This is a genomic window from Haliscomenobacter sp. (assembly GCF_040403615.1).
In the GTDB taxonomy this organism is placed as follows: domain Bacteria; phylum Bacteroidota; class Bacteroidia; order Chitinophagales; family Saprospiraceae; genus Haliscomenobacter.
The window spans coordinates 16,096-40,096 of record NZ_JBBAKG010000055.1; the positions used below are offsets into that span (position 1 = coordinate 16,096).

Annotated in this window: 14 protein-coding genes; 7 read left to right on the forward strand and 7 right to left on the reverse strand. The window is 46.0% G+C overall.

All coding sequences use genetic code 11. The features are described 5' to 3' along the window. Nucleotides 1-59: 59 nt before the first annotated feature. The 7 genes from ABW391_RS17415 to topA form a co-directional block, all read right to left on the reverse strand. Entirely contained in the window at nt 60-2,513 is a 2,454-nt protein-coding gene (locus ABW391_RS17415) for a carboxypeptidase regulatory-like domain-containing protein (protein ID WP_353483178.1), read from the reverse strand. A gap of 168 nt (nt 2,514-2,681) precedes the next feature. Further along, nucleotides 2,682-3,545, reverse strand: coding sequence for a UbiA-like polyprenyltransferase (locus ABW391_RS17420; protein ID WP_353483179.1), 864 nt, complete (start codon nt 3,543-3,545; stop codon nt 2,682-2,684). Between the two features lie 102 nt (nt 3,546-3,647). After that, nucleotides 3,648-4,148: a DUF1573 domain-containing protein gene (locus ABW391_RS17425; protein WP_353483180.1), complete on the reverse strand. Its 501-nt coding sequence runs from the start codon at nt 4,146-4,148 to the stop codon at nt 3,648-3,650. 88 nt (nt 4,149-4,236) lie between these two features. Then, nucleotides 4,237-5,901 carry a DNA polymerase/3'-5' exonuclease PolX gene (locus ABW391_RS17430; protein WP_353483181.1) on the reverse strand — a complete coding sequence of 555 codons (1,665 nt, stop codon included), beginning with the start codon at nt 5,899-5,901 and terminating at the stop codon, nt 4,237-4,239. 12 nt (nt 5,902-5,913) lie between these two features. Next, nucleotides 5,914-6,564: an N-acetylmuramoyl-L-alanine amidase family protein gene (locus tag ABW391_RS17435; RefSeq protein WP_353483182.1), complete on the reverse strand. Its 651-nt coding sequence runs from the start codon at nt 6,562-6,564 to the stop codon at nt 5,914-5,916. A gap of 87 nt (nt 6,565-6,651) precedes the next feature. Continuing rightward, nucleotides 6,652-6,966 (reverse strand): DUF3467 domain-containing protein, encoded by a 315-nt coding sequence (locus ABW391_RS17440; RefSeq protein ID WP_353483183.1) that lies wholly within the window; start codon nt 6,964-6,966, stop codon nt 6,652-6,654. A 16-nt stretch (nt 6,967-6,982) separates the two neighbouring features. Then, on the reverse strand, nt 6,983-9,592 hold the full coding sequence (gene topA / locus ABW391_RS17445) for a type I DNA topoisomerase (RefSeq protein ID WP_353483184.1): 2,610 nt from the start codon (nt 9,590-9,592) through the stop codon (nt 6,983-6,985). Nucleotides 9,593-9,910: 318 nt separating this feature from the next. On the opposite strand from topA, the gene ABW391_RS17450 reads away from it, so the two are divergent. The 7 genes from ABW391_RS17450 to groL all read left to right on the forward strand — a co-directional run. Next, entirely contained in the window at nt 9,911-11,023 is a 1,113-nt protein-coding gene (locus tag ABW391_RS17450) for an AAA family ATPase (RefSeq protein WP_353483185.1), read from the forward strand. Nucleotides 11,024-11,113: 90 nt separating this feature from the next. Next, on the forward strand, nt 11,114-12,445 hold the full coding sequence (gene purB / locus ABW391_RS17455) for an adenylosuccinate lyase (protein WP_353483186.1): 1,332 nt from the start codon (nt 11,114-11,116) through the stop codon (nt 12,443-12,445). A 126-nt stretch (nt 12,446-12,571) separates the two neighbouring features. Next, entirely contained in the window at nt 12,572-15,187 is a 2,616-nt protein-coding gene (locus ABW391_RS17460; protein ID WP_353483187.1) for an SNF2-related protein, read from the forward strand. Nucleotides 15,188-15,263: 76 nt separating this feature from the next. Further along, the gene (locus ABW391_RS17465) at nt 15,264-16,799 is read left to right on the forward strand and encodes a PD-(D/E)XK nuclease domain-containing ATP-binding protein (protein ID WP_353483188.1); all 1,536 of its coding nucleotides are present in this window, start codon (nt 15,264-15,266) and stop codon (nt 16,797-16,799) included. 102 nt (nt 16,800-16,901) lie between these two features. Continuing rightward, a complete protein-coding gene (locus ABW391_RS17470) occupies nt 16,902-21,974 on the forward strand; it encodes an alpha-2-macroglobulin family protein (protein WP_353483189.1) in 5,073 nt (1,690 codons plus the stop codon). Between the two features lie 128 nt (nt 21,975-22,102). Next, a complete protein-coding gene (locus ABW391_RS17475; protein WP_353483190.1) occupies nt 22,103-22,366 on the forward strand; it encodes a co-chaperone GroES in 264 nt (87 codons plus the stop codon). 94 nt (nt 22,367-22,460) lie between these two features. Beyond that, on the forward strand, nt 22,461-24,001 hold a 1,541-nt coding region (gene groL, locus ABW391_RS17480), incomplete at its 3' end, for a chaperonin GroEL (RefSeq protein WP_353483191.1).

The following is a 24,001-nucleotide window of genomic DNA, read 5'->3' on the forward strand; positions in this document are numbered from 1 at the left end:
CACGGAGAGAATAGGATTTCTCTCCGTGGCAATACCCAAGTGTACTTGGGATTTCAAGTTTATTTTGCTCTTACCAATTGTCCATTCTGATCCTCTACAACAAAAGCTCCGCTGAAACCAGCCTGTTGAACCTGAGGGAGCGCACCGAAAGCATCCGCTGCAGAATTGTAGCAACACAATAATTTTATGGTCAGATCTACCCGTGGCCGATCCAACACTGTTCCCAAACCAACCAGTTTACTGCCGTTGAAAGAACGAGGATCGCGGTAGGCGCCCAACTGGATCATAAAACGCCCGGAGGAATTCACCGGTGGATTCACTATTGGTGGGGAAGGATTCCAGGGTTGTGGATTGGGGTTCACATTAGGATTCGATTGGTTATTTCCAAATGAATACCCATCATCGGTTACAATAAATGCACCGGGATAAAGTTGCTTCACTGCATCCAATTGACGCTGGGCTTCATCCCGGGTAGGAAAATTGCCAACTTTGATCTTGTTTTTGCCTGCTTCGCTTTTGGCGTAAATGCTACCAAAACTTTTCAGGTTATTGAATTTAGTCAAATCCGGTTGACCCACAACAGAGGAAACCTGAATGGCAAAACCCGGTCTTTCTAACACCTGTCCGCCAGTATTGTTATTGCCTGGATTGTTCACAGGTTTGGTATTCGGGTTGTAGTTGGTATTGCTGTTAAATGGCATCATGTTCACTATGCCCAAGAGGGTACGATCGGCGCCGTTCAATACATTCACATTTCGGGTTTCGTCATTGAAATTTTGTGCCGTAAACGTGATCACATAGGGCGTATTGCGAGCCAGACTCAGGACATAATTTCCTGAATAATCGGTGCTGGTACGGGTAATATTGCCGGTGTAAGTATTGCGTGCAGCAATTTGCACACTGGGAATGTATTCGCGACTGGCACTGTTCGCTACTCTTCCGTAATATTCTTCGCCTGCTTTGGTCAACGGAATTTCGATGTCGCGACTAGGGGAAAAATATGCCGATAAAGGCCCTCGCAATAGCATGTAGCCATCGGCGCGCACCGTCACTTCACACTCCGTTCCTGCTCCCACGGGCAATTCTATGTATCCCTGCGCATCGGTTTGCAAGATGTAGTTTGAGGAACCGCGCAAGCAATTGGTGAGGTCTACCGAAGCATTTGGCAATGCGATTCCATCTGAGCCACTGAAGACGCGGATGCGGGTTCTGCCGGTGTTGTTTGCGGGGAAACCGCCATTGTTGTTGTTTCCAGCAATGGGAATGCCACCCTTTACTACCCGATAGATGTCTTCCAGACCTTTGCCTCCGCTGCGGTTGGAGACCAGGTAACCAAAATTGCGGTAGCCATCCATGATCATGCCGTAATCGTCACCAAAAGAGTTGACCGGTTGCCCAAGGTTGGTCGATTTGAGCCAGCGGCCTTCGCCCTGCTCTGCCATAAAAACGTCAAATCCACCAAAACCTAGGTGGAAATCAGAAGAAAAATACAAGTTCGTTCCGTCAAAATAAGGGGTAATTTCATCTCCAGGCGTATTGACGGCTGGGCCCAGGTTGATCGGTTTAGTCCAGGTATTCGCTTCTTTATAGGAAATGTACAAGTCCCATCCGCCAAAACCACCTTCGCGGTCGCTGGCAAAGAAAAGCGCGTTGCCATCAGGAGTTAAGCAAGGAAATCCGGTTTTGCCTTTGGTATCATTGTACTGATAACTGCGCTCATTGTACCAAGATCCATTAAAGTTGACCTCGGCAAGAATAATGCTCAGGTCCATTCCTGATCCAGGGATTTGTCGCACACCCGCTGTAAAATTGTTTTTGGTGGTTGCCGCATTGCGCCCATCCGAAGAAAAAGTTGCCGGCCCGATGCTGAATTCACTGATGCCCGGGCGCACTACAACTGCGGATTGCACTGATCCATCCGTACTCATCACCGAAGTATACAAAGAGCTACGGTTGGCGCTATAGGTTTGACCTTCTGTGCGCAAAGAGGAAAAGATCAACTGATCATTCATGAAGGTCGGCCCAAAATCCGAACTGGTACTGTTGATGCGCTCGTTGCTTACGTTGAAGGTAGTGGGTACATTCACGTTGGTTTTGGCAAAATCGCAACTTTGTGCAAATTGATTGCCCAGCGTTGGATTGGTTTTGGCATAGTTCAAGTACCAAACCTTGGCCTCGTCATAACGGCCTAGACCTCTTAAGCAGTGGCCGTACAACAAGAGTTGTCGGTCTTCATATTTTCGACCGCGAATGAGCTTGAGGTAAGTAGCCTCGGCCTCATCCAAACGATTGAGCATGCGGTAACATTCAGCCAAACGTCCTAACGCGTCTGGATCTGTAGCGTCTTTTTCCAGCGCCTGTCGGTATACATCTACTGCCGGCGCAAAAGCACTGGTTTCAAATAGTTGATCGGCCTTTCGCATTAAGCCGCGAAAGTTGTTTTGGGCTTGTAGATTGGCCAAACCCATTACAAAAAAAAGCAACAAACATGCTTTGAAATTATATGATTTCATACAATAGGGATTTTCTGTGGAATAAGTAAATGTAAGTTTTTTAGAACTTAACAGGTAAAAATATTACAAAAAGCAAAATACTGCTACTTAAAACGAAAAAAGTTGAAATAAATAGTATAAAATAGGGGAAAAATGAAATAATATACAAATTATACTACATGTGAATTGCTAAAAAAGCACATCCAGAATGACCAAAGTGCCAAAAATCAGACTGGCGATGCCATTGGTGGTAAAAAAGGCAAGGTTTACCCGACTCAAATCATCTGGTTTTACAAGGGTATGTTGGTAAATCAGCATACTCAAAAATACCGCTGCGGCTACCCAATGAATCCAATTGAAATTTTCATACTGCAAGCCTTGTTGCCAGCAGGCCAACACGATCATGGTCGCACTAAAAAAATGCAATACTTCCGATAAGCGCAAGGCACCCTTTCTGCCTAAAACTACAGGAATTGAATTGAGTTGATTGGAGCGGTCAAATTCTTCGTCCTGCAAGGCATAAATGATGTCAAATCCTGACACCCAAAACAACACTGCAAAAGAATAACACAAAGGGATCAGATCGAAGCCCCCCCCGGTGGCCAAGTAAGATCCAATCGGCGCCAAGGCCAACCCCAGCCCCAATACAAAATGACACAAGTACGTAAACCGCTTGGTATAACTGTACCCCAGCACCACGACCAAAGCAATTGGAGACAAATAGAAACACAGTGGATTGATGAACCAAGCTGTTGCCACAAACAACACCGACATGATCACCACAAAAGCCAGTGCTGCTCCGGGCTTAATCACTCCAGCCGGAATTTCACGCACTTTGGTGCGTGGATTCATTTCATCAATGTCTCGATCCAGGTACCTGTTGAAGGCCATTGCTGCACTCCTCGCAAAAATCATGCACAAAACGACCAATGCCAGAATTTTCCATTCGAAGCCATTTGAACTGTGCAAGGTTCCCAATGTGAAACCCAACAAAGCAAATGGCATTGCAAAGATGGTATGGCTGAATTTGATGAGCGAGAAATAGGAGTACATGGAGGTGGCGATTTGCGGATGGGTTGATGAAAAAATGGGATAATGCAAAGATTGTCAAATCAGCACATTATCCCATTCGTAGATGAGCAAATTGACTGTTGACTATTTCTTTGCTTCTTCTACTTCTCCTTCCATGTAACAAAAAGATTCTGGTGGATTGGTATTGGCGGTGATGGTTACGCGCTTGCTTTGACCACCGAACTTACCACTGGAGTCAAAAATAACCACCAATTCACCCGTTTTACCTGGAGCAACGGGTTCTTTTGGCCAGCTCGGCGTAGTACATCCGCAGGAAGCTTTGGCATCGGCGATGATCAATGGCTCTTTGCCGGTATTTCTGAATTTGAATACGTGGCGTGACTTGTCACCAGATTTGATTTTGCCAAAGTTGTACCGGTCTCCGCCGATAAACTCCAATTTTGTGATTGGTCCAGCTGGAGCTTGGGTACTCTGTGGCGCAGGAACTGCGGTAGCTTCAGTAGGCTGCACACTTCCGGCAACATCAGTTTGGGCTTCATCCCGTACTTTTTTATCATTCTGACAGGCGAAAACAGCCGTTGCCAGAATCAGAATCATGCTTGCTTTTTGAATAGCCTGCAACATTGTTGTGAATTTTATGGTTTAAAAACGAATTTTGCAAAAAAATCAACTGCGCTCTGGCAATTTGACGCACAAATGTAAAAAATTCCGGTTATCTCGATCTCGAATCTATCCACGTTACAAAGTCGTTAACACCCTTGGCATTGAGGCATTGTGCAGCGCTCAGTGCGCCTTTCCGAGCCGACAAAACGCCAAAGTGGATGTCGTGAATACCTTGCTTGCTGTGCGCATCGGGATTGATCGAAATCATCACTCCTTTTTCCAGGGCATACGGAATCCAAGTCCAGTCCAGATCTAAACGGTAAGGACTGGCATTGAGTTCAATTGCCACGCCATTTGCTGCACATGCATCGATCACTTTTTGATGATCGAGGGGATAACCTTGTCGAGACAACAACAATCGCCCAGTGGGGTGGCCCAATATTCGGGTATGTGGATTTTCTACCGCTTTGATGATGCGTTGGGTAGCCTTGGCCTCGTCCATCCGCAAATTGGAATGCACGGAAGCAATGATGACCTCAAATTTTGCCAAAATATCCTCGGGGTAATCCAGCGATCCATCGTTGAGGATGTCGCTTTCAATCCCTTTAAAAATCCGGAATGGCGCCATCTGCTGGTTCAGGGCATCGATTTCTTCCATTTGCAACAAAACCCGCTCGGGTTGCAAGCCATTGGCATAAAACGCAGACTTGGAGTGGTCGCTCATCACCAGGTATTCAAAACCCTGGGCTTTGGTGTATTCGGCCATTTCCTTTAAGGTATTCAAGCCGTCGCTGTAGGTGGAGTGGGTATGCACTACGCCTTTGATGTCGGTCTCTTCGATCAGGGTAGGAATTCCTTTGGACTGATTGAGCGCTAAAATCCAGGGCTCTTCCCGCAACTCGGCAGGAATGAAGTGCTGTTTGGCCAGGGCAAATACTTGGAACTCTTCTTCCAAATCTCGAAAATCGCTACCAGGATTTTGATCCAGGAAAGCTTGCATAAACGCAGGCGCAGCGGTGTAGCGAAACTGTTTGGAGCCAAACTCACTGCCCGCGCATTGAAATAGCCGCACGGGGTATTCGTTTTCGGACAAAGCATTGATTTGCTCTGCCTGAACCTCGATGTTTTGTAACCCGATGCCGGTCAAAACTGGTTCAAGCGCATCTTTGGTACCCAGTAATAAATCAATCGATTCCAGCACATTGGCACAACGCCGAAAAGCGCCCGTGAATTCAATTTTCACGCCCGGTAGAGCGGTCTGGAGTTTTTGTAAAATGCTGCTCCCCTCCCCTTCCACACTGGCAAAATGAAACTGGTTGCGGGTTTTGAGGAAGTATTGCAACTGCTGACGCAGTTCATTTTGGGTTTTCTCTCCAAATCCTTTGAGCTCCAACAGGCGGTTTTCATTGACTGCGTAGAGCAATTCACCGATGGTCTCAATGCCCAGGCTTTCCCAAATGACTTTGATTTTTTTGGGTCCAAATCCCTTGATGAGCAGCATTTCCTGCACACCTTCCGGCGTTTTGTCCAGGTACTGCTGGAGTGTGGCCATTTTACCCGTATCCAACAGCTCGCGGATCTTTTCAGCAATGGCTTGTCCTACGCCTTTGATGCCCGCAATTTCGGCTGCATCCATTTCAGCCAAAGGGCGATCAAGCTTTCTCAAGGTGAGGTAAGCGTTCTGGTAGGAACGGATTTTGAAGGGGTTTTCGCCATGCAACTCCATGATGTCGCCAAGGAATTGAAAGGTTTTGGCAATTTCCTTGTTGGACATAGCAGCTTTGGTTTATGCGTTGAAGTATTCGATGATGGTGCGTACCTGGGCTTCGGCAAATAAGTCGACCACACTGTCGTCCATCAATAAGGTTGCGTCATCAAAATTATCAAAAAAGAGGTGTTCAATCAAGATTGCGGGCACATTGGTTTTGCGCAAGATGTAGAAATTCGCCTCATTGTCGTGATCGCTGCCGCTGGCCTGGTTGCGCATCCGAATTTGAGCGCCAAGTGGGTAAAAGTTGCGCAATAAATTGACGTTGTTCCAGTGGATCGAGGCGATTTTGTCGGACTCGGTGGTACCTGGAGAGGTGTATATTTCAAACCCGCGCGCAGCCTGGGTAGCCGAGGCATTGGCATGAGAAGAGACCACGATGCTGCGTTCAAATTGTTTGGCGTACCAGTTGACGGCATCCACCCGTTGTTGCAGGGAGTTATCGAGGTATTCGTGGTGCAAAGCCCGGTAGGTGATCCCCAATACATCCAGTTTCCGCATCACCTGATTGGTCACCGTACGGTTCCAAACGCCTTCGAGAAAGGTACTGCCTTGGTGAAAAGTACCTTTAGAATGGCGAAACATTTTGGAAGGAGCAGTGGTGTACTGACCAGCCTTGTTGATCGCTCCGTGACCTGCATCAATGAAAACGATGGTGTTGGAAAACATGATTATGGATTTTAGGGTTTTGGGTTGCCTCCAAATTTTCGCCAACAGAGTTGGTGAAAATTTGGAGGCAACTTAAAACTAAAAACTTTATGCCTGTGCCTTCGGCGTACTAAAATTCAGCGGAAAAGCGGGTTGATCCTGCTCGTCCAGGGCGCCAAATTGCGCCTCGTAGCGTTTGACGTGTTCGGCCAGCGCGCGCATCAGGCGCTTGGCATGATCGGGCGTCAGGATGATGCGTGCTTTTACTTTGCCTTTGGGTACGTTGGGAAACAGACGAACAAAGTCTACCACAAACTCCGAATTGGAGTAAGAAATGAAGGCCAGGTTGGAATAAGTTCCTTCTGCAATATCCTCCGGCAATTCGATGTTAATCTGGTTTGGATTGTTGTTAGAATCGTCCATGGTGAATAATTTGAGCCTATTTTTTAGGTTTGGTTGTCACGGCGCTTGCTTTTTTTGGTGCTGCCGCCTTTTTGGCTGGTGCTTTTTTAGCAGCAGCTTTTTTGGCCGGCGCTTTTTTGGCAAAAGCATCGGGAACCTGTTCTTCAATCATTTTTTTCACTTCCTCCAGCGAAAGTACGGCAGCGTCTTCGGCACTCATTTTCTGGCCGTTTACCCTTGGCAATTTGAGCATATCCTTCTTAAAACGGATGAACGCGCCCCAACGGCCATTTTCAATGCTGATTTTTTCATCTGGCCAGTTCTGGATGAAGCGATTGGCTTCTTTCTCCATTTTGACCTCAATGAGTTCATGCATTTGCTCGGGAGTCAGGGTCTCCAGGTCGTACTTTTTGGGAACGTTGATAAACAGCTCGTTCCACTTGATGAAAGGACCAAAGCGCCCCGTTCCTTTGGTGATCGGTAAACCTTTGTAACTTGCTACCGGAGCATCTATTTTTTCTCTTTCCAGAATCAGATCCATCGCCCGTTCCATATTGACAGACAAGGGATCTTCTCCTTTCGGAATCGAGATGAATTTTTCGCCAAAACGCACATAAGGGCCGTAGCGACCTGTACCTACTGCCACTTCCTGCGCCCGGTAATCGCCCAGAATTTTGGGCAATTCAAAGAGCTTCATGGCTTCTTCCATCTCGATGGTATCGATGGATTGGCCCGGCTTGAGGTTGGCGTAACGCGGTTTTTCGCCTGGGATCAATTCTTCTGGCGCACCGATTTGAACAACTGGCCCGAGGCGGGTCATGCGGGTCAGGATGGAATATCCAGTACCTTCTTCTTTCCCCAAAATGCGCTCGCGGGTTGGACGTTCGGCATTGGCCAGGGTTTCTTCCACGATTTCGTGAAAGGGCCAATAAAAGGTCTCCAACATTTTGGTCCACTCCCGGCTACCTGTCGCGATATCGTCAAACAGCTTTTCGATTTCTGCCGTGAACTTGTAGTCCATGATTTTGTCAAAATGCTGATCCAAAAAATCACTCACGGTGGTACCCATATCGGTAGGAAACAAGCGGCCTTTGATCACGCCAGTCATTTCTGACAAGTCAGACTTGCTGATGGTAGCGTCTTTGAGGGTCAAAAGTCGGTAGGCGCGTGGGGTGCCGTCCCGGTTTTCTTTGACCACATATCCGCGACCCACTTCCATGATTTTACTGATCGTGGGTGCGTAGGTAGAAGGGCGACCAATGCCCAATTCTTCCAGTTTTTTCACCAAACCTGCTTCGGTATAGCGTGCCTGCGGGCGGGTAAACCGCTCGGTTGTTGTCATTTGATTGAGGGGCAAAATTTGCCCAACTTTCAATGGCGGCAACACTCCCTGGGCTTCGTTTTCTTCGTCGTCGTCGCTCGATTCGAGGTATACTTTCAAAAAACCATCAAACTTGAGGACTTCCCCTTCAGCTTGCAATTTCACGGTAGGCTGAGTAGAAATGGCAATATCCACTACGGTTTTTTCCAGTTCAGCGTCGGCCATTTGGGAGGCGATGGTACGCTTCCAGATCAGTTCGTACAAACGCTTCTCGTCTCGGTCTCCGGGTACGGTTTGGTTTTCGATGTACGTAGGGCGGATGGCTTCGTGGGCTTCCTGTGCGTTGGCAGACTTGTTTTTGAAGCGGCGAATTTCCACGTAGTTTTTTCCAAACTGTTTTTCGATTTCCTGCGCGATGGAGGCAATGGCCGTTTCGCTGAGGTTAATCGAGTCAGTACGCATATAGGTAATGAAACCTGCTTCGTAAAGTTTCTGCGCCGTAACCATGGTGCGGTTTACGGAGAAACCCAACTTGCGGCTGGCTTCTTGTTGGAGCGTCGAAGTGGTAAAGGGAGCCGTTGGCCGCCGTTTGAGCGGCTTGACGTCGATGCTGCGAATTTTGTATTCGGCGCCAATGCATTTGTTCAGGAATGCTTCGGCATCGGCTTCGGATTTGATCCGGTCGGCTCCTTCCGCTTTGAGGATGACGTTGCGGCCTTGCTCGTTTTTGACATTGAATAGGGCTTCAAGTTTGAAGTACGCTTCGGATTTGAAATTGTTGATTTCGCGCTCTTTTTCGACCACCAATTTTACGGCTACCGACTGTACGCGCCCTGCGGAAAGTTTACCTTTGACTTTTTTCCACAAGATTTCAGACAACTCAAAACCCACCAAACGGTCCAAAACCCGGCGTGCTTGTTGGGCATTGACCAAATTGAGATCGACGGTACGGGGCTGGAGTACGGCTTTTTCAATGGCGGGTTTAGTGATTTCACGGAAAACAATGCGTTTGGTTGATTTGGGATCGAGCCCCAACACCTCACACAAATGCCAGGAAATGGCTTCTCCTTCGCGGTCTTCGTCCGTGGCGAGCCATACTTCGTCCACTTTCTTGACCCAGTCCTTTAATTCTTTGACAACCTTGTGCTTCTCCGGAGAAATGGTATACTTGGGGCGAAAACCATCCTTCACATCCACTGCTTGATTGCCCTTGTCTAGGTCACGTACGTGGCCGTAGCTGGAACGCACCGCAAAGTCCTTGCCGAGGTACTTTTCGATCGTTTTTGCCTTGGCAGGCGACTCTACAATGAGCAAATTCTTCGCCATAATGATATGTTTTAAGTAGGATTAGTTTTTACGGAACGAGTACGTTTCCTTTTTAAATCGCACAAATGTATAAATTTTAGAAAAAAAAAAGACAAAACCTCTACATTGACCACAATTAGTGGGGCAAAAATAAGGATTTCATTTTCTCGAAGCCAAAGGATTAAATAAGAAAGTTGAAATGAACAATTTACTCATCTAATCCTTTAGCAAAATGAAACACTTATTTTTTTCGCCCATAATACTTGTTGTAAAGACTTGAGATAAGCAGTCACTCCTCACCACAAGTCTATTATATTTGCGCTTTTGAAACGCCAATGCATGAAGAATCTATATGTTGCCGCAACCAGCCAGCACGTTGGGAAGACCACTACAACCTTGGGCCTGGTGGCCAATTTCATCGAAAGAGGCTTACGCACAGGGTATTGCAAGCCAGTTGGCCAACAGCATGTGACCATCAACGGGATAACCGCCGATAAAGATGCCGTACTCTTTTCAGAAGTCACGGGTTTTGAAATCATTCCTGATTTGCACAGTCCAGTCATCATTGGCCGAGGAGTTACCAAAGAATTCCTGGATCACCCGGATCATTTCCACTTTGAAGAGAAACTCCTCAATGCCAAAAAAGTTTTAAGCGAACAGTACGACATCGTGGTTTATGAAGGCACTGGTCACCCTGGAGTGGGCAGCATTGTCAACCTGAGCAATGCCCGGGTGGCCAAAATCCTGGATGCTGGCGTCATCATGGTCGTAGAAGGTGGAATTGGCAGTACGATTGATATGCTGAACATGTGTTCGGCTTTGTTTCGGGAAGAAAATGTGCCCATCATCGGTGTCATCGTCAATAAGGTAAAACCTGAAAAGATGGAAGAAACGGGGCATTACCTACAACGCAAACTCGACCAAATGGGCTACCCCTTGTTGGGCCTTTTGCCTTACGAACAGTCGCTGTCTCTGCCCATTATGGAAATGATCCGCAAGGCCGTGGACGGCAAAATCCTGATGAACGAGGATTGCATGAACAATAAGGTGGAGGACATCATCGCCGGTTCATTGGTAGATGTGGAAGAATTTCACAAGTTTGAAAACATCCTGCTCGTAACCAGTGCCATTCGCCTCAATCAAGTCATCGAAAAAGTAGAATCGGTAGCCCGAATGAAAAACCTGAAAACTTCTCCGCTATCGGGCGTAATTGTCACCAGTGATGGCCGTCACCACCGCTGGTTTGACCTCGCAGACTTGAATCATCCCTATTTTTCCAAGCACAAAATACCCGTGATCACCACAACCTTGGATACCTACGGATCGGTGGTAAAAATCACCCGCATCGAGGTAAAAATCAACAACCGTACCCCCTGGAAAACCAAACGTGCCGTGGAGTTATTTCATGAACACGTAGACTTTGATAAAATCTTACGGAGTTATGAGTTGTGAGTTGTGAGTTATGACACACAATTCTAACCTAATATGTAGGTTTGTGTGCCGCTCATAATTCATAACTCATAATTCATAACTTATAAAAGTATGTTGCGCGCAATCTCACCCATCGACGGCCGCTATGCCGATAAAACTGTTGCCCTCAGTGATTTCTTTTCAGAATTCGCGTTGATCCGCTATCGGGTATTGGTGGAAATTCAGTATTTCATTGCCCTGGTGGAACATCCACTGCCCCAATTGGCTGATTTTCCGGAAGATAAAATCCCGGAATTGGTGCGGATTGCCAACGAACTAAACCAGGAGGATGCCCAGCGCATCAAAGACATCGAGCGCATCACCAACCACGATGTGAAAGCGGTAGAATATTTTCTAAAGGAAAAGTTTGATCGCCTGGACTTGCAGCAATTCAAGGAATTCATCCACTTTGGATTGACCTCTCAGGACATCAACAATACGGCCATTCCGCTCTCCATTCGCCATGCCCTGGAGATCGTGTATTACCCCGGCTTGAATGACTTGTCGGAAGAGCTGGCCAGCCTTTCGGAAAGCTGGGCCGATATTCCCATGTTGGCGCGCACCCATGGGCAGCCGGCCTCCCCTACCCGCTTGGGCAAAGAGTTTATGGTGTTTGTAGCCCGCCTGGATCAGCAATTGGAATTGTTGAAGGCCGTTCCACACAGTGGCAAATTTGGTGGAGCTACTGGCAACCTCAATGCCCACTATGCGGCCTACCCGATTATAGATTGGCACCAATTTTCTTCTGATTTTCTGCGCAAAAATCTGGGTTTGCAACGCTCTGAACCCACCACCCAAATCGAACATTACGACAACCTGGCCGCCCAATGCCAGGCCATGATGCGCATCAACACGATCCTGATCGACTTGTGCCGCGACATCTGGACGTACATCTCGATGGAGTATTTCAAGCAAAAAGTAGTGGCCGGGGAAGTGGGTTCCTCAGCGATGCCGCACAAAGTCAACCCCATCGATTTTGAAAATGCCGAAGGCAACCTGGGCCTCGCCAATGCCATCTTTGCGCACCTGGCCGAAAAACTGCCCATCTCACGGCTACAACGCGACCTGACCGACAGCACAGTACTGCGCAACCTGGGCGTTCCCTTTGCACATACCCTGATCGCCTTCCAATCCATCCGCAAGGGCTTGAGCAAATTGTTGCTCAACGAAGCCCAATTGCGCCAGGACCTGGAAGACAATTGGATGGTGGTGGCCGAAGCCATCCAGACCATTCTGCGCCGGGAGGCTTACCCCAATCCCTACGAAGCACTCAAAGCACTGACTCGTGGCAAAGCCAAGGTAACTGCTGAAGACATGCGTACCTTTGTGGAGCAATTGGATGTGAGCGAGGCAATCAAAGCAGAGTTACGAGAGATTACGCCGTGGAGTTATACGGGGGTTTAGGGCAGGGTCGATCAAGCCAACTCCCTTTTCTACAATATTTCTTGCTCAAGCTACTCTGCTTTTGAAAGAAAAGGTATCTTCGTCAAGAGAGGAGTACCCAATTTGAAAGAGAAAAATCACTTAGCCATGGCCAAAGCCCAAAGCAAGAAAAGCCCCACTGCCAAAAACAAGAAAAAAAAGCCAGAAACGGTTTCCTACCATAAAAAGCCAGATGCACTAGAAACCAAAAAATGGCAAATTTCTTTGCGCCGCCAATTTGCCACTACCCAGAGTTATTTCATTGTCAATGAAGGAGATCATCCTGTTTATTCAGATTTTTCGGTATCGAACCCCACTTACGAAAGCACCTACAAAGTAGCCATTCGCAGCAAGGACATTGGCCAGAATTTCTGTGCTTGCCCCGATTTCAAATCCAGCAACCTGGGGACATGCAAGCACATTGAATGGACCTTGAACTACCTGAAAAACAAACGTGGCCTCAAAAAATATTTCAAAACACCCCCTACCCGCGCCTATTCATCTATTTATTTGAACTACGGCGACCAACGCAGTATCCGCTTGCGCATTGGCACCCAATGCACTGCTGAATTGGAAGCACTGGCCAAAGATTTTTTTGATGAGCAGTATGTCATGTACCCCCATGCTTATCTAGATTTTGAAATTTTTCTGGAAAAAGCCCGTGCCATTCATCCTGAATTGAAATGTTACGATGACGCACTGGATTTCATTCTACTTCAGCGGGAAAACCAGGGTCGCCAACGCAGAATCGAAGAAATTGAACTACAAGGTGACGCATATTTCAAAGAATTGGTCAACATTGACCTTTTTCCCTACCAAAAAGAAGGTGTACTCTTTGCAGCCCGGGCAGGTCGTTGCCTGATCGCCGATGAAATGGGGCTGGGGAAAACCGTACAAGCCATTGGCGCTGCCGAATTGTTGCGCAAAGAGCAACGCGTGGGCAGCACCTTGATCGTTTGCCCAACTTCCTTGAAATACCAATGGAAAACGGAAATTGAAAAATTTACGGGTACGAGCGTGGTGGTAATTGAAGGGCCACAAACAAAGCGGAAGGTTTTGTACGAAAATGATCCCAGCTTTTTCAAAATCATCACCTACAATGTAGTGGTGCAAGACGCCAAATTGATCAACAACCTGCTTTGTCCTGATCTGATCATTCTGGATGAAGCCCAACGCTTCAAAAACTGGAATACCAAAATATCCCGTGCCGTCAAATCGCTCAATATTCACTATCGATTTGTATTGACGGGTACGCCTTTAGAGAACAAAATTGAAGAACTTTACTCCATTGTGCAATTTGTCGATCCCTTCATCCTAGGACCGCTGTACAGCTTTTTGGAACGCCACCAGGTCAAAGAGGACAGTGGCCGCGTGGTTGGGTATCAAGATTTGGGCGCCATCAACAAAGCCCTGCAACCCGTGATGATGCGAAGGCTTAAAAAGAATGTGCTCAAACAGTTGCCCGAACGCATGGACAAGAACCTCTTTGTGCCCATGACCAAAGAGCAAAACGACATGCACCGGGCTTATGCCGACGAAGTAGCCAAACTGGTTGCCAAGTGGCGGAGGTTCCATTTTTTAAGCGAACCAGACCGCAACAAGCTCTTGTCTTTCCTCAATTTGATGAAAATGGTTTGCGATAGCACTTTTGTGGTGGATCAAAAAACCCGGCACGATACCAAGATTGATGAATTGATGTGCATCCTGGAAGAAGCATTGGTGGATGAGGAAGTAAAAGTGGTCGTGTTCAGTCAATGGGAGCGCATGACTCGCCTGGTGGCACAAGAATTACAAGAAAGAAACATTCCATATGAGAGTCTGCACGGTGGCGTCAGCAGCGAAGAACGGGGCAATATGCTGATCCGCTTCAACAATACACCGGAATGCAAAGTTTTCCTTTCTACGGATGCAGGAGGCGTAGGGCTCAACTTACAAGCGGCCTCCCTGCTCATCAATCTGGATGTGCCCTGGAATCCGGCGGTATTGGAGCAACGCATTGCACGTATTTACCGCATGGGGCAAGAGCGTCGGGTCAACGTGATCAATCTGGTTTCCATCGCTACCCTCGAACACCGCTTGCTGGATACCCTCAAGTTTAAAGCTTCGATGGCAGCAGGGGTATTGGACAATGGAGCAGAAAACATCTTCCTGGGTGAAGACCGCTTCAAGGAATTCATGAACTCAGTAGAAACACTCACGCAATCCATTTCCAATGATCCTGAGATCGAAGCCATTAACCCAGTAGAGGATACCGAAGAGGTGATTGGTGCAGGCAAAACCGAGGAACAGCGTCCAGAAGCAGAATTAGAGGATACAGCTTCCAATGAGGCGACGGCTGAAGTAAACATTCCAACGGCTGTTCCAAGTCCCGACAACACTCCGGAGCGCCCCAAGCAACCCAAATCAGCTCCTGAAAACACCTCACCACAGCACGACCAGCAGCAACCCCAAATTGCTGACCACGCAGGTACGCGGCCAAGCAACAGTGACAACCAAGCCCCGCCCGCCTCTCCGCAAGACCTGGTCAGCATGGGTGTGAATTTCTTGAGCGGATTGACTCAAACGCTGTCTAGTCCTGAAAAAACAGCAGAGTTGGTCAATTCACTGGTGGAAAAAGACCAGCAAACCGGACAAACTTACCTTAAAATTCCGGTGCAAAACCAGGAGGTGATCAGCAATGCTTTGCAGGTTTTGGGGGCTTTGTTTGGGGGATTGAAGAAATGAGGGCGCAAGGATCACTCAAAAGATCGGTGAATTACAGAATGTTGTAGGGATGCGTTAAAACCCTTATCTTTGATCCATGCAAAAATTACCGATTGGGACTCAGGATTTTCGAGTACTCCGCGAAAATGATTTTCTGTATGTCGATAAAACCCGTCAGATTCATCAACTGATTACTGACGGGCGTTTCTATTTTTTTTCCCGTCCACGGCGTTTTGGGAAATCACTAACGGTATCCACAATCAAGGAAATTTTTTCAGGTAGTCGTGAATTGTTTCATGGGCTTTGGATCGAACACAACTGGGATTGGACGCAAATCCACCCGGTGATCCATTTGGGGTTTAGCAGTATTGGTTATCAGGATCTCGGTTTAGAGCAAGCACTACTTAAAGCAATTGATGCTCAAGCGGAGGCATATGGCATAAAATTAAAAGAAGAAGGCATTGGGCTTCGTTTCAAAGAATTGATTGCAAAATTAGGTGTAAACAAAACGGTGGTTCTGCTCATTGATGAATACGATAAACCACTGATCGATTACCTGGAAAAGGAAAAACTAACGCAGGCCATCGAGAATAGGCAAATTTTGCGGCGCTTGTACAGTGTGATTAAAGACTGTGATCCCTATCTGCGATTGGTGTTCATTACCGGAGTATCAAAGTTTAGCAAAGTCAGTGTTTTTTCAGATTTAAACAATCTTGAAGACATTACTATTGATCGCCGCTTTGGCGATTTGGTAGGCTATACCCAGCAAGAACTGGAAGATACATTCTTACATTATATTCCACTCACTGCTGAAGCATTGAACCTTTCCTTCCCCAAATTATTAGAAAACATCAAGGAATGGTACAATGGATATTGCTGGCACGTTGGGGTAAGTGTCTACAATCCTTTCTCGATTTTAAATTTTTTTCAAAAAAGAGCGTTTGGCATTTTTTGGTTTGAAACAGGAACGCCATCTTTTTTGATTAATCTGCTTAAAGAAAGGGAATTGTACAACCTGGATGGAGCGCAGGTGGATCAACTTTTGTTTGAAAGCTATACACTAGAAAACCTTGAAACCTATTCCCTTTTGTTTCAAACGGGGTATTTAACCATCAAATCCGCCGATGAGTTTGGGATACTTACTTTGGGATATCCCAATCGGGAGGTAAAGGAGTCCATGTTGCGCCACTTGATTGGAGCATATCGCCATGAACAGCAAATGGTAACCCCAATCATTGTTCAACTGCGGCAGGCTTTTTTGGATAACAACCTGGATCAAGCGATTCACATCATCAAAAATTTATTCAAATCTATCCCTTCCACCATTTTCATAAAAGACAAAGAGGCCTATTATCACTCCTTGATTTTTTTACTTTTCCATTATTTGGGGATGTTCATCGAAGCGGAGGTGCATACTTCGGATGGCCGTTTGGATGCAGTAGTACAGACACCAGAACGGGTATACATTTTGGAGTTTAAATTGGATCAATCTCTGAATGTGGCAATAAATCAGATTCGTACCAAAGGTTATGCAGATCGTTATCGGCATTTGCAAAAGCAACTAATTGGGGTCGGTATTAATTTTGATAGTGGGCTGAAGACAGTCAAAAATAGGGGCTGGGAAGAGGTATAAATAGACAAAGACAAATAGCTAAAACCCTTCTGAATGTAATTTAAAAGTTCCTCGTTGTGCATTTCAGTTGAGCGTTGCATCCATCGATAAAACGCTCAACTTATGAAACAGCTTTATCTAGTCATTGGAATCCTTTTGTGCTGGGGGTACACTGGAGTTTTTGCACAAAAATCATACACTTGGCATTATGACTTACCTCCCCAAATTGCGAAACAACTCTATCTTGGCAAACCCTTAGACACTTCCATGCTCAGGCAGCCCAGATCACTTGCTGCCCTGGATAGTTTGCCCTTTGGTTATCGACTCAAGCTGACAAACATAGCTGAGGAATTGGAAATTGCATTGGATGCCAAGGCCAATTTTAGTGTTAGATCAATGACGCTGGGCAATGATCTTGCAGTGCAGGTCATTGATCAATTTGGGCGCTCGGTCGATACGGCCAAGGTTTCGGTGGATGGCATTGTACTCTTTTATCGCAAAGATGTACAGATTTACAGCAAGACTAATTTTATACCCAAAAGTGGTTTGTTGAATGTTCAATTGGGGGAACACTCTTTCCTTTATCAAATTAAGTCCTTTTGGTATACTCCACCCTCTCCAGAAATTGCACGCACCCAAGCCGCTTCTTCCTTGCGTGGTTACATTGCTTTTTGCAAACCAATTTTTCGGCATCGAGATACCCTAAAAGCAAAAATATATGCAGCCAAGCCCAATGGGCGACCATATTCGGGGCAATTAAAAATCGAAATCAAGACCAACAAGGTATGGTGGGATACGCTCGTCTCGGTGCAAAAAGGGGCCTATTCTTTCGAGTTGCCTTTATCCGATACGTTGCCGTTAGACAAAGATTACACGTTGAAGGCTACAGCGATGAATACAACAACACAGCTTTCGTTGTTGCATGCTTTCCGTTTGGAAGAATATCAATTGAAAGAAAATCAGTACAACCTATATGCAGAAAAGCATCGGTTTAATGCTGGCGAAAAAGTTGTACTTCAGGCTTCTGCGCGTACAGTCAACAATCTTTCGGTCTCCGATGCCAAAGTCAAATTGAAATTTTCAACCCTGACCTTTCATAGCAAAGAGTTGCAACTTTCTTTAGATGAAGCAGGTGACATGCGCATTGAGGTGCCAACTGAGTTTTTACCAAAAGATCAGGGGGTAGTTGAAGTCGAAGCCTTGTTTTCAAGCCCTGGAAACCCCATTCAAAAAAAGAACCTCTCCTTTTGGTATGATCCTATTGCCATTGAAATGAGATTAGTTGGAAATCGATTGCAAACCCATGCGCATGGGAAAGCCTATAAATTGTGGGCGTATTTCGACTGGGGTAATCAATTAGTTTACTCGGGTGTAGATACCTTACTGATGCCCATCAATCCAAGCGCAGAAGCCTATTATGCAGGTTTTCAAAATCCCCAGAACTCGCTTTATTTAGGAGACGATGCAGACGAAGACTTGTCATCACAATTGGAATGGAAAACCCAAAACGACGTAAAAGGACAAGCAATTGAATTACAGAATCCTTTTTCTATTCCCATTTGGTATCAAATCGGTTACAAATCGAAAATCCTGCAAAAGGGATTGATCCAGGATACCCTTTTTCAATGGCGCAAGCTAAAAAAAGGGAAAAAAGACCTCTACATCCAATACCAGTACCATTGGGGTGAAGCATATGTTGCGCAAAGACGGAACATTCCGAGGCAAACAAAGCAATTGAAAATTGAATGGAAGAGCCCAGAACGCATTTATCCGGGGCAAAGCCTGGATTTGGAACTGGAGGTTTTCAACAAAAAAGGCAAGCCTGCTCGTGGAGTTAACTTGACCGCAGGGGCGATCAGTGCACAGATTAATGCACCTTTACCACATAGTTCTTTGGCGGTACCCTCTGATCAAGAAACAGCATTTAGACTCCTGAAATACCAAACCACACCAAAAGTCAAAAGCTGGAAGCAAGTCATTGATCTGGCATTTTGTGCAAAATTAAATGAACTCTATGACGACTCATTTTATGCCTATCGATTTCCCAAAAATGGTTATTTGGATTTTTTGTCTCCAACCGAAAATCAGCCTTATCTTACGCAACGTGCTTTTTTCGCTCCATTTATTGCTAAAAGTGGGAAAATTGAGCCTGTAACCACTATCTACGTAGATGATACATTGATGTACTACGGAGGAACAGCAGCGATTACACCTTATTGTTTTCAAGGTCATGCGGGTTACCATTGCATTAGTGTGCATACATCCAGTGGTTTGTACCAAATTGATAGCTTGTTACTAGAGCAAGGCAAACGCTTGGACTTGTTTGTATGTGCCGAAGAAATTTACAAATCAGCGAAAGCCGCACATGTTTATTCTTTCCCTTTTGAAGGCATTTCCACCCAAGAAAAAAAGGATTTGTACAATAGTATGTTGTGCTTGAAAGGGCCCATAGAGGCACTTTACGCCTGGGACAATCTTGGCCACTCCTATGTATCAAATCGGCAAACGGACACCAATCCCACTCGGTTAATCGGGCCGTTTGTTCCAGGAGGGAAAATCCATCTCATCCAGTCCCATTTTCGAGCAGAAACTTTTGACTTTCCGCCTAGTAAACCTTTCAATTTTTTGGCGGATAGCATTCAAAAAAAGGACAATCTTGAAATTGCCCGGCTATTGGTATTCCCAATTCCGAAGATTGGCGATCGATACGCCATTCCATTGAGCGAATTACCTGCGCGTGAGGTGTACTATACCACCGGATTTAACATACATGAATACAAATGGAGACAATATGCCGATTACTTAACCTACGGAAAAGACCAAGTGATCAAAGGGAGAATAATAGATATTTTTGGCCAACTTTTAATAGGGGCTAACGTCGTCATACAAGGAACGACAATAGGTACTGTTACAGATGCAAACGGCTATTTTGAACTAAACATACCAAACCCTCAAGAAGCTACAATTGAAATCATTTATTTAGGCTATCACTCTCAGCTTTATAAAGTAAGATTTCATGAAAAGCCTGACACCACCGAAATTGTCATGGAAGATAGGAGTTTCAAATTATTAGAAATGGTAGTTACTGGGTATGCAGTACAAAGCAAAAAAGAAATGATGGGTTATGCGAGCACGATCAAAAACAAAGAAATAAGCACCCGTCGTGCCATACGATCAGGGTCTAAAAATCAGCAAAGCATTGCAAAACCCTTAGGAACACAGCTGAATATCCTCCCCAACCGCATTCGCTCCAAATTTAGTGATTATGCGTTTTGGAAGCCCAATTTGATTACCGATCAAAACGGAAAAAGCTCATTTACCGTCCAGTTTCCCGAAAACATAACTTCGTGGAAAACTTTCGCTTTGGGCATGGATGAAAAAGGCTCAATGGGCATAGGCACAAAAAGTATTGCAGCTTATAAACCACTGCAAGCACGCTTGTATGTACCCCGTTTTCTCGTTGCGGGAGATTCGGTAGCCATTAACGCCAAAGTATCCAATTTGACAGCGCAGCCTACGTTGATTCACACTTATTTTGAACAAAATCAACTAAAACTAAAGGACTCTAATTTTGTAGCTGTGGAGTCCAGCAATTTATTGCAAACAATCATTGTACCTGCCAAACAAGATAGCCTCTCCCTCACTTTTGGCCTAAACGCGGGGCAATACCTCGACGGTGAATCCTACCAAATCCCGATAGTTCCCATTGGTCGCCTAAAGCCCCATGGCAAACTGATCGAAATCAATCGAGATACCCTTTTGGCATTGACCTTGGATTCTGGTATGGTGGCGGCGAAACTGACCACCATTCCTGGAGGTGTACTCAAATTGCTGCTGGACGACATCAAGTATTTGCGGGAATACCACTTTGGTTGCAATGAACAAACTTCGAGCAAACTGACCGCCCTGCTATTGGAAAAATCCTTGCGCAGCATGCTCAATGAACCATTTCCACTGGAAAGTGATGTATACGAAGGAATCGGCATCCTGGAAGAACGGCAATTGCCCGAAGGTGGCTGGGCATGGTGGCAAACCGGACAACAACGGTTTTGGACAACCAATTATGTATTGCAAACCTTGCTTCGTGCCGCTCAAGCCGGTTATCCAGTCAAAGTCCTGGAAAAGGGCTTGAGTTTTTTAAAAAACAATTTGGACAAAATGAATGAAGAAGACCGCTTGGTTTCAATTGAAACACTGACCAAAGCGGGGAAAAAGCCGGACTTGACTTCATTGAATAAAAAGGGAAATGAAAATTCGCTGTACACCATACTACTGAGACAGCAAATGCTCCAAGCCAATGGCCAGCAGTATTCTCTGGATACCTTGTATAAATACCAGCGTTTTACGGATTCGGGAGGTGCTTTTTGGAATGGCGAGGAAATATTTGGGTTCAGTGGTTACCGCATCGCTGATTGCAGTACCCAAAACACGCTCATTGCTTATTCCATTTTCAAAAAAGCTGGCAAAGAAGAGGAATTAAAAAAGATCAGGCGTTACTTCCTGGGCAATAGGGGTTTTTACGATGGCAATTACCGTTACGGTGGGAGATGGAACAATACCATGGAGGTTGCAAAAATTTTGGAAGCCATTTTGCCTGACTTAATGAAGGACCATAAAATAGCGGATAATCCTCGTGAAAAATCAGCCACAAAGCCCAATCCCTACAAAACCTTGAACATTGGCGAAAAACCACTTTCCCTTGATTTATCAAAAAGTGATACTTTTTTCATACAATTGAATGGAGAAGTCGAAACTGTTTATTTGACGCATACCCAGTACTCAAAATCGGAAGAAAAACAAACGCAGAGTAAACCTGTTTTTACCGTAAAATCATCTTTTATAGAAGCCAATCAACAGGTAGAGTCTCTGAGAAATGACACTCCGGTAAGTCTACGCGTAGAAGTTGAAAATTTCAAACCTGCCAATTATGTTATGATCGAAATTCCCATTCCTGCTGGTTGTACTTACTTTAATAAACAAGAGTCACGCAATGGTCACGAGGCTCACCGCGAATATTTCACGGATAGGGTTGCTATTTTTTGTGATGCTTTGCCCGCAGGTAAACACCAATTTGAAGTACAACTTGCTCCGCAGTTTACGGGTTCTTTTACCCTCAATCCGGTTTGGGTGGAAGACATGTATCATCCATTAGAGAACGGGAGCAATTACATAAGGAAAGTGCTGATCAAGCCCTAGAAAGGGTATAAATACAATAACACCCCCCCTGTCATTTTGACACCCGACCCCACATTGGCACGACATATGCTAAGAGAAAGGCGTTGTTGAAACCCAATGATTATAAAAACTTTACTAATATTCTGATTATGAAGCCTATCAACGATCGAGTTGTAGTTAAACCCGCTCCGGCTGAAGAGAAAACCAAAGGTGGCATCATCATTCCTGACACTGCCAAAGAAAAACCTCAGCGCGGTGAAGTAGTGGCCGTTGGCCCAGGCAAAGACGGTAACCTGATGACCGTTGCGGTCGGAGACATCGTCCTCTACGGCAAATATGCTGGTCAAGAGCTGAATTTTGACGGCCAGGACTATCTGATCATGCGTGAAGATGACATTTTGGTCGTCATGTAACGCGGACTGTCACTTAGTCTATTTGTCATTAGACGCCTGACATTGCGTCTCTTTTCAACATTCCCTTTTTCGACATTTTAAATTCAAAAGCAATATGGCTAAGGAAATTAGCTTCAATCGCGATGCACGCGAAAAATTGCGCGCAGGGGTAGATGCTCTGGCTAATGCCGTGAAAGTAACCCTCGGACCCAAAGGCCGTAACGTAATTATCCAAAAAAGCTTTGGTGCGCCTCAGATCACCAAGGATGGTGTGACCGTAGCCAAAGAAATTGAACTGGAAGACGCCGTTGAAAACATGGGCGCTCAAATGGTTAAGGAAGTTGCGTCCAAAACTGCAGACATTGCAGGTGATGGTACCACAACTGCCACCGTTTTGGCACAAGCCATGATCAGCGCGGGTTTGAAAAACGTTGCTGCTGGAGCCAACCCAATGGACTTGAAGCGCGGTATGGATAAAGCTGTTCGCAAGGTGGTTGAAAACCTGAAGGAGCAGTCTGAGCAAATCGGCGACGATTTCGAAAAAATCAAACAAGTAGCGGCTATTTCTGCCAACAACGACGAAGAAATTGGTGCCCTGATCGCTGATGCGATGAAGCGCGTAACCAAAGACGGCGTTATCACCGTAGAAGAAGCAAAAGGTACCGATACTTATGTTGATGAAGTATTGGGTATGCAATTCGACCGCGGTTACCTTTCTCCTTACTTCGTGACCAACACCGAAGACATGGCCGCAGAGTACGAAAATCCGTACATCCTGATCACCGACCGCAAAATTTCTAACATGGCCGACATCGTGCCAGTATTGGAAAAAGTAGTAGGCAGTGGCCGTTCACTCCTGATCATTGCTGAAGACATCGAAAGCCAGGCTTTGGGCGTATTGGTGGTCAACCGCCTGCGTGCCAACCTGAAAATCGTTGCCGTTAAAGCTCCTGGATTCGGCGACCGTCGCAAAGCCATGTTGGAAGACATCGCTGTGTTGACTGGTGGTACCGTTATCTCTGAAGAAAAAGGCTACAAGCTGGAAAGCGCTGGCCTTGAGCACCTGGGCAACGCCGAGAAGATCGAAGTGGACAAAGACAACACCACGATCATCAACGGCAAAGGTGACGAAGAGCTGATCAACGCACGCATCGCGCAGATCAAACAGCAAATCGGCGCCACTACTTCTGATTACGACCGCGAAAAACTGCAAGAGCGTCTGGCAAAATTGTCAGGTGGCGTGGCAGTTCTTTACGTAGGTGCGCCTACTGAAGTAGAAATGAAAGAAAAGAAAGACCGCGTTGACGATGCATTGCACGCTACCCGTGCAGCCATCGAAGAAGGCATCGTAGCCGGTGGTGGCGTTGCATTGGTTCGTGCCATCAAGGTATTGACCAACGCAAAAGGTACCAACGAAGACGAAACCATCGGTATGGCAATCGTGAAGAAGGCGCTGGAAGCTCCTTTGCGCATCATCGCTGAAAACGCAGGTATCGAAGGTTCTGTAGTACTCCAGAGAGTGTCTAACTCTAAAGACGCCATGGGTTACAACGCACGTACCGACAAATACGAAGATTTGAAAAAAGCTGGTGTAATTGACCCAACCAAGGTTACCCGCATCGCTTTGGAAAATGCTTCTTCTATCGCAGGTATGGT